At 67.3% G+C, this 13,630-nt stretch carries 16 protein-coding genes; 11 read left to right on the top strand and 5 right to left on the bottom strand.

Annotation, left to right across the window (positions count from 1 at the left end; translation table 11 throughout):
• The first annotated feature begins 53 nt into the window (after window positions 1-53).
• The 4 genes from JOF46_RS03355 to JOF46_RS03345 all read left to right on the top strand — a co-directional run bounded on the left by JOF46_RS03355 (window position 54) and on the right by JOF46_RS03345 (window position 3,712).
• On the top strand, window positions 54-800 hold the full coding sequence (locus tag JOF46_RS03355) for an aspartate/glutamate racemase family protein (protein WP_113764289.1): 747 nt from the start codon (window positions 54-56) through the stop codon (window positions 798-800).
• A 282-nt stretch (window positions 801-1,082) separates the two neighbouring features.
• Entirely contained in the window at window positions 1,083-2,048 is a 966-nt protein-coding gene (locus JOF46_RS22110) for an amidohydrolase family protein (RefSeq protein ID WP_245347983.1), read from the top strand.
• 18 nt (window positions 2,049-2,066) lie between these two features.
• On the top strand, window positions 2,067-2,762 hold the full coding sequence (locus JOF46_RS22105) for an amidohydrolase (RefSeq protein ID WP_342592536.1): 696 nt from the start codon (window positions 2,067-2,069) through the stop codon (window positions 2,760-2,762).
• Window positions 2,759-3,712: a CobW family GTP-binding protein gene (locus tag JOF46_RS03345; RefSeq protein ID WP_209906019.1), complete on the top strand. Its 954-nt coding sequence runs from the start codon at window positions 2,759-2,761 to the stop codon at window positions 3,710-3,712. The genes JOF46_RS22105 and JOF46_RS03345 overlap by 4 nt, the downstream gene beginning before the upstream one ends.
• 33 nt (window positions 3,713-3,745) lie before the next feature.
• Here the strand turns inward: JOF46_RS03345 and JOF46_RS03340 are convergent, their stop codons facing one another.
• Together JOF46_RS03340 and JOF46_RS03335 are read right to left on the bottom strand one after the other, a co-directional pair.
• On the bottom strand, window positions 3,746-4,819 hold the full coding sequence (locus JOF46_RS03340) for an FUSC family protein (RefSeq protein WP_209906018.1): 1,074 nt from the start codon (window positions 4,817-4,819) through the stop codon (window positions 3,746-3,748).
• A 102-nt stretch (window positions 4,820-4,921) separates the two neighbouring features.
• Window positions 4,922-5,839, bottom strand: a complete 918-nt coding sequence (locus JOF46_RS03335; RefSeq protein WP_209906017.1) for a LysR family transcriptional regulator — start codon at window positions 5,837-5,839, stop codon at window positions 4,922-4,924.
• 152 nt (window positions 5,840-5,991) lie between these two features.
• On the opposite strand from JOF46_RS03335, the gene JOF46_RS03330 reads away from it, so the two are divergent.
• Both JOF46_RS03330 and JOF46_RS03325 read left to right on the top strand, forming a co-directional pair.
• Window positions 5,992-6,765, top strand: coding sequence for a formylglycine-generating enzyme family protein (locus tag JOF46_RS03330; RefSeq protein ID WP_425355077.1), 774 nt, complete (start codon window positions 5,992-5,994; stop codon window positions 6,763-6,765).
• A gap of 298 nt (window positions 6,766-7,063) precedes the next feature.
• A complete protein-coding gene (locus tag JOF46_RS03325) occupies window positions 7,064-7,555 on the top strand; it encodes an FBP domain-containing protein (RefSeq protein WP_209906015.1) in 492 nt (163 codons plus the stop codon).
• 33 nt (window positions 7,556-7,588) lie between these two features.
• Here JOF46_RS03325 and JOF46_RS03320 read toward each other — a convergent pair whose 3' ends face one another.
• Window positions 7,589-8,179, bottom strand: a complete 591-nt coding sequence (locus JOF46_RS03320; protein ID WP_209906014.1) for a GNAT family N-acetyltransferase — start codon at window positions 8,177-8,179, stop codon at window positions 7,589-7,591.
• Between the two features lie 251 nt (window positions 8,180-8,430).
• On the opposite strand from JOF46_RS03320, the gene JOF46_RS03315 reads away from it, so the two are divergent.
• Window positions 8,431-9,105 carry a class I SAM-dependent methyltransferase gene (locus JOF46_RS03315; protein WP_209906013.1) on the top strand — a complete coding sequence of 225 codons (675 nt, stop codon included), beginning with the start codon at window positions 8,431-8,433 and terminating at the stop codon, window positions 9,103-9,105.
• Between the two features lie 26 nt (window positions 9,106-9,131).
• On the opposite strand, the gene JOF46_RS22655 is transcribed toward JOF46_RS03315, so the two are convergent.
• Window positions 9,132-9,884, bottom strand: a complete 753-nt coding sequence (locus JOF46_RS22655) for a BBE domain-containing protein (protein WP_342592345.1) — start codon at window positions 9,882-9,884, stop codon at window positions 9,132-9,134.
• Window positions 9,885-10,090: 206 nt separating this feature from the next.
• Window positions 10,091-10,405: an FAD-binding protein gene (locus JOF46_RS22650; protein WP_342592535.1), complete on the bottom strand. Its 315-nt coding sequence runs from the start codon at window positions 10,403-10,405 to the stop codon at window positions 10,091-10,093.
• A 473-nt stretch (window positions 10,406-10,878) separates the two neighbouring features.
• Between JOF46_RS22650 and JOF46_RS03305 the strand changes: the two genes are divergently transcribed.
• The 4 genes from JOF46_RS03305 to JOF46_RS03290 all read left to right on the top strand — a co-directional run bounded on the left by JOF46_RS03305 (window position 10,879) and on the right by JOF46_RS03290 (window position 13,629).
• Window positions 10,879-11,217, top strand: a complete 339-nt coding sequence (locus tag JOF46_RS03305) for a helix-turn-helix domain-containing protein (RefSeq protein WP_209906012.1) — start codon at window positions 10,879-10,881, stop codon at window positions 11,215-11,217.
• Between the two features lie 13 nt (window positions 11,218-11,230).
• A complete protein-coding gene (locus tag JOF46_RS03300) occupies window positions 11,231-12,070 on the top strand; it encodes an ImmA/IrrE family metallo-endopeptidase (protein WP_209906011.1) in 840 nt (279 codons plus the stop codon).
• A gap of 8 nt (window positions 12,071-12,078) precedes the next feature.
• Window positions 12,079-12,711 (top strand): PIN domain-containing protein, encoded by a 633-nt coding sequence (locus JOF46_RS03295; protein WP_245347982.1) that lies wholly within the window; start codon window positions 12,079-12,081, stop codon window positions 12,709-12,711.
• A gap of 219 nt (window positions 12,712-12,930) precedes the next feature.
• Window positions 12,931-13,629 (top strand): maleylpyruvate isomerase family mycothiol-dependent enzyme, encoded by a 699-nt coding sequence (locus tag JOF46_RS03290; protein WP_209906010.1) that lies wholly within the window; start codon window positions 12,931-12,933, stop codon window positions 13,627-13,629.
• The last annotated feature ends 1 nt before the right edge of the window (window position 13,630 follow it).

Below are 13,630 nucleotides of genomic sequence, written 5' to 3'. Positions count from 1 at the left end.
CCACTAGGGCACCTGCCCCCTTCAGATCCACCGCTACACAGGAGCATTCCCCCATGCGAATTCTGGTCCTCAACGTCAACACCACGGCGTCCATGACCCGCTCGATCGGCGACTCGGCCCGCTCGGCGGCCTCCCCGGGCACCGAGATCATCGAGCTGACGCCCAACTTCGGAGCAGATTCCTGCGAGGGGAACTTCGAGAGCTACCTCGCGGCGATCGCCGTGATGGACAAGGTCGTGAACTACACCGAGCCGTACGACGCGGTCATCCAGGCCGGCTACGGCGAACACGGCCGCGAGGGCCTGCAGGAACTGCTCGACGTCCCGGTCGTGGACATCACCGAGGCAGCGGCCTCCACCGCACAGTTCCTGGGCCACAAGTACTCCGTGGTCACCACGCTGGACCGCACGGTGCCGCTGATCGAGGACCGGCTGAAGCTGGCCGGGCTCACCGACCGCTGCGCCTCGGTCCGCGCCAGCGGACTGGGCGTGCTCGAGCTCGAGTCCGATCCGGAGCGCGCGGTCGCTGCCATCGTGGAGCAGTCGCGCCAGGCAGTGGAGATCGACAAGGCCGAGGTCATCGTGCTCGGCTGCGGCGGCATGGCGGAGCTCGAGGCCAAGGTCGCCGAGGCGACCGGCGTGCCGATCGTCGACGGCGTGCGCGCCGCGGTGACCATCGCCGAATCGCTGGTGCGCCTGGGACTGAGCACCTCCAAGGTGCGCACCTACGCGACCCCGCGTCCGAAGGTCGTCACCGGCTGGCCGATCACCAAGGCAGACGTCAAGGTCGAGATCTCCTAGCTCCTGCCCAGCTAGAACCCATGGCGATGGCGTCTATTCCCGTTCGGGAATGGACGCCATCGCCTTTGTTACGCGCTGCGCATTTGCCTCCCGCGGTTACCCGGACACGGAGAAGTGCTGCATCGAACGCCCGGATCATTCCGCCCATGCTGGCGGCACGGGCAACCGGACGGCCCCTGCCGCCACGCGGAGCAGGCGGCAGGGGCCGTCCGGGTCGCGGGCGCCATCCAAGGACGTTCCGCTATCCTGATCGCCAACACCAAACGAAAGGCGCCCTCCCCCATGGAACCCACCATCGTCTACCCCGCCCGCCTGGTCCGCACCCTGGACCCCGCCAATCCGACCGCACAGGCCGTGGCGGTGCGCGGGACCCGGATCCGGGCCGTCGGCAGCGTGGCCGAGCTCATGGGCTACACCGGCGCGGTGCTTGATGAGCGGTACGCCGATGCGGTGCTGGTGCCCGGCTTCGTCGAGGCACATAGCCATGCGGGTTCCGGCAACGTCTGGACCAGCACCTATGTGGGGCTTGTCGACCGGATCGCGCCGGATGGACGGCGTTGGCCCGGGTGCCGCAGCATCGAAGACGTGATCGCGCGGCTTTCCGCCGCCGAGGCCGAACTCGGTGACCCCGGTGCCCCATTGCGGGCCTGGGGGCTGGACCCGATCTACTTCCCCGGCGAGCGCTTCGGTGCCGCCGAGCTCGACAGGGTCTCGGGAACCCGGCCCGTGCACATCACCCACTCCAGCGGGCACGTGGTCACCATCAACTCCGCCGGGCTGCGGGCCTGCGGCATCGATGCGGGAACCACGGTCACCGGCGTTTCCAAGGACGAGTCGGGGCAGCCCACCGGGGTGCTGCTGGAATTTGCCGCCATGGCGCTGGCCGCGCCCCTGGTCGAGGGAGCCTCGCTGCTGAGCGTCAACCCGGAGGCGCTTGCCGCCTTTGGCCAGGACGGGGTGAACACCGGAACCACCACGCTGACGGACCTGGGATCGCGGCTGCTGATGGAGGATGCCGGGGTTGGGTTCTTCCGCACGCATGTGGGGGAAGAATTCCCGGCGCGGCTGAATGTCTTCCACTTCGGGGTCGGGGTCGGAAAGGTCGGGCTCTCACTTGCCGAGGCCGCGCAGCGCCTGGTCAAGCTTCGGGCCCTGTCCACCGACAAGCTGCGCTTCGGCAACGTCAAGCTCATGCTGGATGGCTCCATCCAGGGCTTCACCGCCCGGCTGCTGGAGCCCGGCTACTAAGGCGATGAGCCCAACGGCATCTGGGCCGTGAGCCCCGAGGAATTCCGCGAGGCCTTCGAGGCCTTCCACTCCGCGGGGGTGCTGGTGCACGTGCACTGCAACGGCGACCAGACCACCCAGCTGTTCCTGGACACCCTCGAAGCCATCCTGACCGCGCATCCGCGCCCGGACCACCGGCACACCTGCACCCACTCGCAGATGAGCACCACCGCCCAATACAAGCGCATGGCAACCCTGGGGGCCTGCGCCAACATCTTCGCCAACCACATCTGGGCGTGGGGCGACCAGCACATGGACATCACCGTGGGCCCGGACCGCGCCCGCCGGATGAACGCGGCTGCCACCGCGCTGCGCCACGGGGTGCCGATCTCGCTGCACTCCGACACCCCCGTCACCCCGCTGGGTCCGCTACACACCATGAAGCACGCGGTCACCCGATTGACGGTTTCCGGACGCGTGATGGGCGAGGCCGAGCGCATCAGCGCGCAACAGGCGCTGGAGGCGGTGACCCTGGGCGGGGCCTACATGCTCAAGATGGACCACGAGATCGGTTCGCTGGAGGCCGGGAAGTTCGCCGACATGGCCGTGCTGTCCCAGGACCCGCTGGAGGTTCCGGCGGAGGAAATCGGCACCATCCACGTGTACGGCACCGTGGTGGGCGGGCGGCACCACACCAGCAACGTCCCGGCCCCCGCGCGGGCCGGCACCCGGTGAGCGCACGGCTGGGCATCATCGGCGGGTACCTGGGGTCCGGCAAGACCACGCTGGTGAACGTACTGCTGGCCGGGGCCCTGCCCGGGCGCACCGCGGTGGTGGTCAACGACTTCGGGTCGGTGAACATCGACGCGGACCTGATCGCCTCGGCCGACGACGACACCATCGAGCTGACCAACGGCTGCATCTGCTGCCAGCTCGGCGACGACGTGGCCCGCACCATGACCGCGCTTGCCGCACGCACCGACCTGGACAACGTGCTCTGCGAAGTCAGCGGCGTGGGGAACCCCGGAGAGCTGGCCACCTGGCGCAGCTACCCCGGTTTCTCCCCCGGGCCGGTGCTGGTCTGCGCCGATGCCACCGATGTGGTGCGGCTGCTGCGCGATGAATACGTCGGGGACACCGTGGCCCGGCAGTTGGCCGCCGCCGAGGTGGTGCTGCTGACCAAGACGGACCTGGCCATCTCCGCGGAAATCGGTGCCGCGCTGGATGCCTGCGCGGCGGCGGCCCCGCAAGCCAGGGTGCTGGAGCAGGACCGGGTCCACCCGGAACGAACCGCCGCCCGGGCATTCGCCGTCGCTGCGCCGCCGGAGCAAGAAACGCGGGGCCCCGCGGGAGGTTCCGACGCCCATGCCGATTCCCACGCCAGCTGCACCCTGGCCGCGCCCGGACCCCTCGATGTGGCTGCCGTGGTGCGGGCGCTGGAAGGGCAGGCGCACGAACTGGTGCGCGCCAAGGGCACGCTGCAGGGAGGCGACGGGCGCTGGAACGAGGTGCAGCTGGCCGCCGGCCGGGTGGAGGTTCTCCCGCGCGCCGATGGCCGTCCCGCCCCGGTGCATCCCGGCCTGGTGTTGATTGCCGCCGGTCCGGATCCCTCCGGCGCGCTCGAGTCCGCCCGGACCGCCCTGACCGGGATCCTGGGCAACCGTGGCCCGGTACTTCGCCGGTAGTCCGCTCCCGCGGTGCGGTTCCGGCAAACCGGTTCAGCGCACCACGGGTCCGGCCGGCCGGGGCTCGCGGATGCACACGGCAACCAGCACCCCGGCCGTGGCACCGATCACCGTCTCCACGGCCCTGTCGGCCATGAGAATGCCGGGATCCATCGGGGAGGCCAGGTACGTCATCACCAGGATCAGCGGCGTGAAGAAGACCAGCGCCAGCCCGTAATGGCGGGTCATGAACAGCTCCGAGGGGAACTGCAGCACGACCACCGCCAGCCCCAGGACCATGATGGGGGGCTGCGGCAGCAGGATCAGTGCGGTCACACCGACCCCGGCCAGCGTTCCGAGCACGCGGTGGATGCCGCGGACGATGCGCGCCCCGAGGGTCTCGGCGGCCAGCGGAACCGCGCCGGCGGCCATGGCCCAGTACGGGTGCCCGATCCCCAGCAGGATACCCGCGGCCCCGGCGGTGCCCACAGCCAGGAGGTAGCGCAGGGCGTGGACGAGGATCGCCGGCGAGATGGCCGGCACCACCGGGCGGACGGCGCCGGTCACCCAGCTCCGCGACCCCATCCAACCGGCGAACCCGACAAGCACCGCGAAAAGTGCCGAACCGAGGCAAATGAGCCCGGCGCACCACCACGGCACCGCAAGCGGAACCGAGGCGCAGGCGCCCAAGGCAAAGATGCAGAAGAAGGGGCCGCCGGGCTTGAGCCTGTACTTGTCGGCAACCATTGAGACCACGCCCGCGACCAGGGCCTCGAGCGCCACCAGCGTCCACGGACCGACGTGCGCCGCTGCCAGTCCGATGCCGAGCACGGTCCCGCCCACGAGAAGCACCGCGGCCTGTCCCTGGTGGATGACCCGCAGCTGATGCGGCTCGTTCCTGCCGTATATGCCGGCGAAAGCCCCGAAGACGGCGTAGATGACCAGGTCCGGCCGGCCGATTGCCAGCAGTGCGAGCGAGGGGACGGCAACCCCCAGCGCCACGCGCCAGGCGGCCAGCCGGTCGCCCTGCGCCGGGCCCATGGCCAGGAGCGCGCGGGAATCCAGCGCCCTGAAGGCGGCACTCACGCCACGTGGTTCGGTTCCCCGTGCTTCGACCGTCTCTGCCATTGCGCCTCCCGCACCTTGGGGGCGCCGCGCCCCGGGGTCAACTGTGCGCGGCTTCGGCCATAGGCGTCAAAGAGGCAACGGCAATGATCTTATAGCCGTTGGTTATCGTGACCGTTCGGCCGGGAGGTGCTCCAGGAACGTGAGATCGGTCGATTCCGCCACGGACAGCAAGGCGCGGACCAACACCGGAGCGGGGTCACGGGCCAGGGTCACCAACCCGACCGGCACGGAGCGCTGGGGAGAAACCAACGGCACGGCCTGCAGATTGGCCGGAACCCCGAAGACATGCAGCCAGGCCGAGGGCACGATGGTCGACCACGAGCCCGTCTGCACGTGCGCGAAGAGCGAGGCCACGGAGTCGGTTTCGAGCCGGGGCGCGGGAGCGGCCCCCACCTCGGCAAAGACCTCGTCGATGCGCCGCCGGCCCTGCATGCTCGGGGTCAGCAGGCACAGCGGCAGGGCCGCCGCCTGCGCCCAGGTCGCGGAGGACGCCGTCACGGCACCCCGGGTGGTCAGCAGCACATGGCGTTCCAGGTACAGCGGAAGCACGCGGAATTCCTCCGGCACCGGATCCTGGATGTAGGTGATGCCGGCATCGATCTCGAAGGACCGCAGCTTGCCCAGGACGTCCCCGGAGGTCAGGTCGGAGACCACCTGGACGGTGGCTTGGGGATGGAGCCCGCAGAACGGTGCGTTCAACAGCGACACCGCGATCGAGGCGGTGGGAACGGAGCCGAAGCGCAGCTGGCCGGAGACCCCGGTGCGCATGGCGGCGATCTCGTCGTTCATGGCGTCCCGGTCCGCGAGGATCCTCCGCGCCCAGGTGACGAGTTCCTGCCCCTCGGCGGTCAGGCCCTCGAATTTGTTGCCCCGGCGGATGAGGGGAACATCCAGTTCTTTTTCCAGCTTCCGGATCCCCTCCGAGAGCGCGGGCTGGGAGACCGAGCAGGATTGGGCGGCGCGAACGAAGTGCCGCTCGCGTGCGAGGGCGACCATGTACTCGAGTTGCCGGATGAACATGTCTCCGGTCTACAGCATCGTTGCACGGAGCGCCACTTCCCCAGCGGTGCGTCCATTGGATGATGTGCGGGCGCGAACCTTCCCGTTCCAACCCGATGGGGTCATCTGCGACCGGCCGCTACCCTGCTCCCCCGGTCTCGGGGCATGATCGAATCGTGGAGATTCCTCTGGCCTCGATCCCGTCCGGAAGCTTTCGCATGCGCGACGCGCGCTCCGAGGCGGTTCGCGAGGTGCATTTGCGCCCCTTCGAACTCGGCAACACGCATGTCACCTGCGACCAATGGGCGCAAGTCCAGGGGACGGACCCGATACGCCGGCCGGGAGCGAATATTCCGATGCATCCGGTGACCTGGTTTGATGCGGTGCACTGGTGCAACGCCGCATCCCTCGCGGCGGGGCTCGAGCCCTCCTACACCTTCGGCGCCGATACCGTCATCTGGAACGTGGCCGCCGAGGGATACCGGCTCCCCACGGAAGCCGAATGGGAGTTTGCCGCCCGCGCCGGAACGAGCACTCCGACGCATGGGCCGTTGGCGGAAATCGCCTGGACCTCGGCCGACGGACTCGACGGCCCGCAAGAGGTCGGGCTCAAGCGGCCCAACGGCTTTGGCCTGTTCGACATGATCGGCAACGCCTGGGAATGGTGCTGGGACTACGCCGACACCGCCCGATACGGCGGCTACCGCAGCTTGCGCGGCGGCGGCTGGGACGACAAGCCCTGGAGCTGCCGGGCATCGGTGCGCCGAGGCAGTGCACCGGATGCGGTGCTGGAAGACGTTGGCTTCCGGGTGGCCCGCGGGGCGGTCGGCGAGCGCGGCGCGAGAGCCGCCCAGGGCTGGTCCGCCGAGGCTGACCGCCTGCGTGCAGATATCCGCGGCCCGCTTCCCATCGGATGGACACCGTTGCGGAGCCTGCTGCGCGACTGACCACGTCTCGACGGGCAGCTGTTGCGCGGGCGTATACTTTTTCCCATGTCCATCACGATCTCGACCCAGCTGCCCCACGGGCGTTCGGGGGTAGCCGGCGCCTTTTTCGCCGGCTCGAGATAGGGCTGTCCGCTTTCGGTGATCTTTCGCGCCCATGTGGCGCGCCCGCATCCGCTGCAGGTTTTTCCGCGCTGTCCTGCGCGCCTGCACCTGCGGATCGCGCACCCCCCACCCAAAACGTGCCTCCTTCGCCCGCGCTGCGGCGAAGCGGTGGCAAGACAGTCAGGATCCTTTCTCCATGCTTCCCCTCAACGAACAACAGATCCGCGCCTCCTTCATCAACGCCTCGCTGCGCGAGCGCAAGGCCATCACCCTCCCGGAAAACTTCGGCTCCCTGGATTGGGACAACCGTGAATTCCTGGGTTGGCGGGATCCAAAGCTGCCGCTGGTCGGCTACGTCGTCACCTCGCTGGGCGATGCTCACGTGGGCATCATGTTCCGCAAGGCCGAGGGCAAGATCCGCAACCGGGCCCAGTGCTCGTGGTGCGAGGACGTTGACCTGCCCAACGACGTGGTGTTCTTCAACGCCAAAGCGGGTGGCCAGGCGGGTCGCGACGGCGACACCATCGGCATGCTGGTATGTGCCAACTTCGAATGCTCCGCCAATGTCCGCATGATGAAGTCGTTGCCGTACATCGGCTTTGACCGCGAGGCCGAGATGCACCGCCGCATCACCGTGCTGCAGGAGCACGTGTTGAACTTCGCCAAGCGCGTGCGCGACGGCGAATAACTCCCCCGGCCGGTCTCCTGCGGAACGACGCAATCAACCGCGGGAGACCAGCCATTCAAGAACCCCGGGTTCCAGCTCCCGGTCGGCCAGGATGAGCCGCGTGAGCGCGGCTTCCCCCGCTGCTGCCGCTGTCTGCACGGCGGCCGGACCTTCCCACCGCAACTGGAGCCCTGCCTTCTGCGCGACCTTGGCCGAGGAGGGATTGGTGGAAAGCACCCGGGCTATGACCGGAACGTCTTTCCTGGTGGCTCGGGCACGTTCGACCGCGTAAGTGGCCAGCTCGGTGGCGAATCCGTGGCCCCAGCAGGCCGGTTCCAACCTGTAGCCCAGGTTCCAGACCTCGGTCTCGGCGCCCGTCTGGATCAGGTTCACTCCCCCGGTCCCGAGCAACCGGCCGGGCGCCAGACCAGGAAGGCCTTCATCGCTTCCCAGCCGAAGCACCCAGGCGGCAAGCCCGTTGGCCTCCCACCCCGCGTGGAACATCGCCAGCAAGGCGGCGGTCTGTCCCGGGTCCGTGACCCGCGCTTCGGGAAGGTGCGACCAGGTTCGAGGGTCGTTGGCGATGGCAAACACCGCGTCGACGTCACCGGGCACGGGCTTGTCGAGTATCAGCCGTCGCGTCATCTCCATCATTTGCGTCACTCCCCCAACATACCGGCGGAGAACACCCCCACACATGTTCATGCCGGGTCCTTTCGACCGGAATTTCTTGTGGGCGGGAGCCCCAACGGCCATCGGACCAAAGGTGCCACAGGTTGTGGCACATATGGCGTGAGATCGTCGACGCCACGGGAGGCCCCGCTTCGCGAGCACTTTTCTCTAATGGGTCAACACGGCTTCTTGTGCACTCACGAACGGAAGTACATACTTTAAGGATGGACTCGGCACCACTACGCCTCTCGCCGTATCAGGACACTTCGTTCGACCACGGTGCCATCAGCCGGTTCAATGCATGGTTTTTCACGGTTCTTGCGGGCCAGATCAATCGCTATGCACGGCTCCACAAGGAACTTGCATTCGATGGCATCCCGCCGGCGAACGTTGTCGAGCTTGGTGCCGGATGCGGCGCAAATGTGGGCTGGATGCCCGCCGGTGTCCGGCTCTACGCCCTTGAACCGAACCGGCGCATGCACGACGCGCTGCGCAAGACATGCTCCCGGGCTGGCGTCGAACTAGTGCTGCTGCCCACGGGTGCCGAACGGATGCCGTTTGAGGATGCGAGTGTTGATGAGGTGGTGTGCTCACTCGTGCTGTGCACCGTCGGGGACGCCGATGCGGTTCTTGCCGAGGTGGGCAGGGTGCTTCGTCCGGGAGGCCATTTTCGCTTCGTCGAGCACATTGCAGCCCCGCAGGGTGGAATGCGCGGCTGGGTGCAACTCAAAATCAGGCGTCCGTGGGGCTGGATTTTCGAAGGCTGCGACCCGCATCGCGACACCTTGGCGCGCATCGAAGCGGCCGGCTTCACCTCCGTGGTCGCCGAACGCCGCAAGTTCCGACGTTCACCGTTCTGGCCCGTCAACACGGCTGCATGGGGCATTGCAACGCGGTGAGTGCCCGAGGCACCGGCCTGCCGGGCTCAAGGTTCAACGTTGTGGTTCAACCGGAAGAGATCCTCCGGGTCAAAACGTTGTTTGAGTGCAACGAGGCGTGCAAGCTTCGCCGTCCCGTACACATCGAGGGCGGATGTCCGTCGCCCGGCGTCCTCCAAACCCATGAAGTTGACGTATTCCCTGCCCGTTGAGAATGGGGCCATGTCCTTGGCAAACCCGCGCACAAAGGCGGTCCGTGCGGCGTCGTCGCCTGCGGCATCCCAGAAGCCATAGATGTTCAGCCAAAACCGCGAGGACCGGCCCGGAAACGCTGTTTCATCCTCAGCAATCCGCCCATAGGCACCGCCCATTAAATGGATGTCAAAGGCGGTCCCCTGCCATGTTTGTTCGGCGCCGTGACGGATGATGGTGCTGATGACGTCGTCATCGAGGCGGTCGAAGGACGTGTTTTTCCAGTAGGCGCGCACCCCCTTGGGGAAGAGCCCGTCGACCGCGGATTGCCACGCGGTCCAGCCTGTAAGTTCGGTGGACTCGGCGTCGGGCGGGGCCGCCGCGCGCAGTTCTCCAACGACTTGCGCGGCGCGGTCGAAATCCTGGTCCGACCAGGCGAATCCGAGTAGCATGAGCGGTTCCTCGCCCATCTCCATCCAAGCCGGCGGTGTGATGAAGGTAATCACTACCGTCACCTCGTCTGCGGCGTCACGGGACCAGGCCTCGAACCCACGCAGCGCGGAGGCCCACCGCGACCGCCCATAGACCAGCGTGCCGGAGTAGACCATTTGGGGCAGGGGGTGTGCTTGAAATGTAAAAGTTGACACGATGCCGAAATTTCCTCCGCCACCTCGCAGGCCCCAAAACAGTTCGCTATTCTCCGTACTGCTGGCCGTAACGAGGTCTCCCGCGGCCGTAATGACCTCCGCAGACAAGAGGCTGTCAACGCTGAGGCCGTGAGCGCGGGTCAGCCATCCCACGCCCCCGCCCAGCGTCAGTCCCGCCACCCCGTGCCCGAAATCACGCCCAATGGTACGGCGAGCCGGTACGGTGCCGTTGCCCGGTCAACGTCCCCAAGCTTCGCGCCACCTGCCACTCGGACGACCGCGCTCCTCCGGTCGACACTGACCTCGTTAAGGGATCCAAGGTCGATGACCAGACCTGATTCGACGGTCCCGTTCCCGGACACCCCGTGGCCGCCTCCACGAACGGCGAGCGGCAGGCTGTGTTCTTGGGCGAACCGCAGGCCCTCGGCGACGTCGGCTGGCGATGCCGCGCACAGCACAGCCGCAGGATGGCGGTCGATCATCCCATTCCACACCCTGCGCGCGTCTGCATAGGACGCGTCACCTGGCACCGCAATCGTCCCGTCCACGCGTGTGCGCAACTTCCCGAAGTCGACCATGAGCCCATCGCCTCTTGACCATGCCATATTGAATCCTGAGTTCAGACTACGCCGCCCAAAACCCAGTGTCGAAGGAAACCCCCGGGAACAGTTTCCCGGCAGGCATACCGTCGCGGCACCCAGCAGGGAAATGCGCCATCATGGTCGGCATGGGGCCTGCGAGGCCGTCCTTCGTGGGGTACATTGCCCTCCCGCCGGCCGCCGTTGCCGCCCGGGTTCCCAGCGGCAGGGTTGGGTCTGGCATGGCAGACAGCAATCGCCGGGTGGGAGGCCCCCTGGTGCGTAAATCAGGGAAGCGACTATACTGAATCAGTACGGACATCAATGATTCAAGACGTTCTTGACACCGGTGAAAACGGGAGGCGAGGTGCACGGCCATGACGAAAGCAAAAGACATCGGAGCGCTCATCGCCGAAGCCATGCGCGGCGCGAACCTGAGCCAGCGCGCCCTTGCCGACCAAACGGATATCTCACAATCGACGATTTGCCGGATCCTGTCCGGGGAACGCTTGGCAAAAATGCCGGAGATCATCCAGATCGCCTGGGCGACGGGGCGCACCGTTGCCCAACTCAGCGGCATGCGCACGCTCTCGGACCGGGTCCAGTGCGCCGCCCGGGCAACCGACGGATCGGACATGAACCGCATGCGCGGGGCCCTGCTCAACTTCCTGGAACTGGACGAGTACCTGGACCGCCAAGGCATCCGGGCCTCCTGAGGACCTTTCACCCATGAGACCCACGGAAGAAGCATTCACGGCGGCGGCACAATTCCGTGAACACCACCGCCTGGGCGTGCAGCCCCTCGGAGACCTGGTTGCGTTGATCGAACAGGCCACCGGAATCGATGTGGCCGTGCTGGATGTCGATGACACGCACGAGCATGGGTTGACCGTGCGGGATCCCGAACGCGACGTCATGTTCCTGGGGGTCGCAAGGACCTCCCACCCCATGCGCCAGCGCAGCACGCTGGCCCACGAGCTGGCCCACATCGTTTTCAACGACTGGGCCGACTACGGCGGGGGCAACTGGGATCGCCGAAGCCACGGGGAAATACGTGCCGACGCTTTTGCCGGGCACCTGCTCATTCCGCGCCAGGGCCTGCGCGAGTACCTCGATGGCCGCCTCGTGGATGATCCGGCAGTGCTCTCGGACGTGGTGCAATGGTTCCTGGTTTCTCCCCAGATGGCACTCGTCGCCTTGGCCGAGATGAATCTCATCGATGCCGCGGTCAAGGATGCCTGGTGGCAGTACTCGACACCGCGGCTTGCCGCCCAATTTGGCTGGGCCGACCAGTACCAGGCGCTGCAAATGCAGTCGCAAAAGAGCAGGGCACCGCAAAAGCTCCTGCGGCGGGCCATCGCCGGCTACCGGGATTCGGTGGTCTCGGCGCAAGCAATCGCAACGCTGCGCGGGATCGAGGCCGCTGACGCCGAGCGTGGGCTTCGCGAGGCAGGCATCGTCCCCGTATCCCACGATGAGAGCCTGGACGACGACATCCACGTGCCATCGGAGCCCCTGGACCTGACCGAACTCGACGATTTCGGGGGCCCGGGGCCGGGAGCCGGATAGGACAAGACTTGACGGCACAGCGACCGGTAATCGATGCAGGGCCCGCGCTCAACTTCTTCTCCATCAACAAGCAGCGCCTGCTCATCGGTGTGCTGGGGCCGCTCTGTGCGCCCGAGACGGTGCGGGACGAGGTCCTTCGCAAGGCCCAGCGCGAAGAGGGCCGTTTTGGGCATGCCGCGGTTGCCTGGTCGAAGCTGGGCCACTACATGCAGATCCTGTCCGACGAGTGGACCGATGACCTGGCACGGGCGGTCAGCGACGTCGCCGGGATGCCCATGGCCGACCGGATGAAGACGTCCAGGGACCTCGGGGAGATCATGGTCATCGCCCACGCACTGATCGCGGCCAAGGCGGGCGCAGAGGTCACGGTCCTGATTGATGACGGTGCCGGTCGGCAGCTGGCCAGCGCCCAGCGCAGCCGATTGAAGCGCTTGCGCGAGGCGGGGAACCCGCGCGTGGGCAGGATCGCGCTGATCGGCACCGTCACGGTCCTGAAGCTGGCAGCGCAACACGGACAGGTTGCCGGCAAGGGGGAAATGCGGGAGATCTACGCCCGGCTCAGGTGCCTCGATGACGGCCTGGTCCCGATCGAACGCAGCGGGCTGTTGGACGCCGGGCTTTGGCACAGGCCACATCCCTAGGCCTGCATTTGGGCGCGGCCCGGGTCCCGGGATTTCGTCGTCCGGGTGCCGCCCCGGATCCTTCATCACGCCGGGCAGTGCACCCGCCACGCGTCAATGCGGGCCCGTTGGGACCCCCTTCGCGGCAGCCCGACAGGCACAAAAGTATGAGTCGATACCGGTTGCATATGGATCGATTTCCGGCGCGAAAAGAGGCCTGCCCGTTGGTAGGGTGTGCACATGATCAACTCCGCCCGCTTGCACTCGGACCTCTCCCGCCTCGGCCGCGAAACTTCCATGATGCTGGCCACGATTGAGACCCTGTCCGCCGATGAAATGACCGCCCCCTCGCTGTGCGGGGGCTGGAGCAGGGCCGATGTCATCGCCCACCTCGCCTCCAACGGCCGCGCAATCGTCAAGCTCATCGACTGGGCCACCACCGGGGACGAGCAGCAGCTCTATGCATCGCCCGAGGCCCGCGCCCAGGAGATCGCGGCCCTCGCGGCGCTCCCCCGCCAGGAGCTGGTCGAGAAATTCCGTGCCTCCGCCGAATTCTTCGCCGAGCAATCCGAGCGGCTGACCGGCCGGCTCGCCCTCGACGAGGTGGACCTGCACGGCAAGGTCATCCCCGCCACCTCGATCGTGGCGCTGCGCATCGCCGAAATCGTTGTCCACCACCAGGACCTGGACACCGCCTGGACCATTGCGGAGGCCGACCCGGACTCCCAGCTGGACGCCGTCGAGGCCGCGGTGCGCACCATGCGGGCCAAGAACGCCCCGGGCATGACCCTGGTGACCGAGGAAGGCGACACGTGGGTCATCGGCGACGGTGCCCTGCGCGTGGAATCCGACCGCGAGGGCATGATCGAGTGGCTTTCCCGCGGTCAGGGGCGGCACGTCGAAGCCGACGGGGAACTGCCGGTGCTGCCAGCCTGGTAGG

Source organism: Paeniglutamicibacter psychrophenolicus, from assembly GCF_017876575.1.
In the GTDB taxonomy this organism is placed as follows: domain Bacteria; phylum Actinomycetota; class Actinomycetes; order Actinomycetales; family Micrococcaceae; genus Paeniglutamicibacter; species Paeniglutamicibacter psychrophenolicus.
The sequence above is the reverse complement of the archived record's forward strand: the minus strand, read 5'-3'. Positions and strand labels throughout refer to the sequence as shown.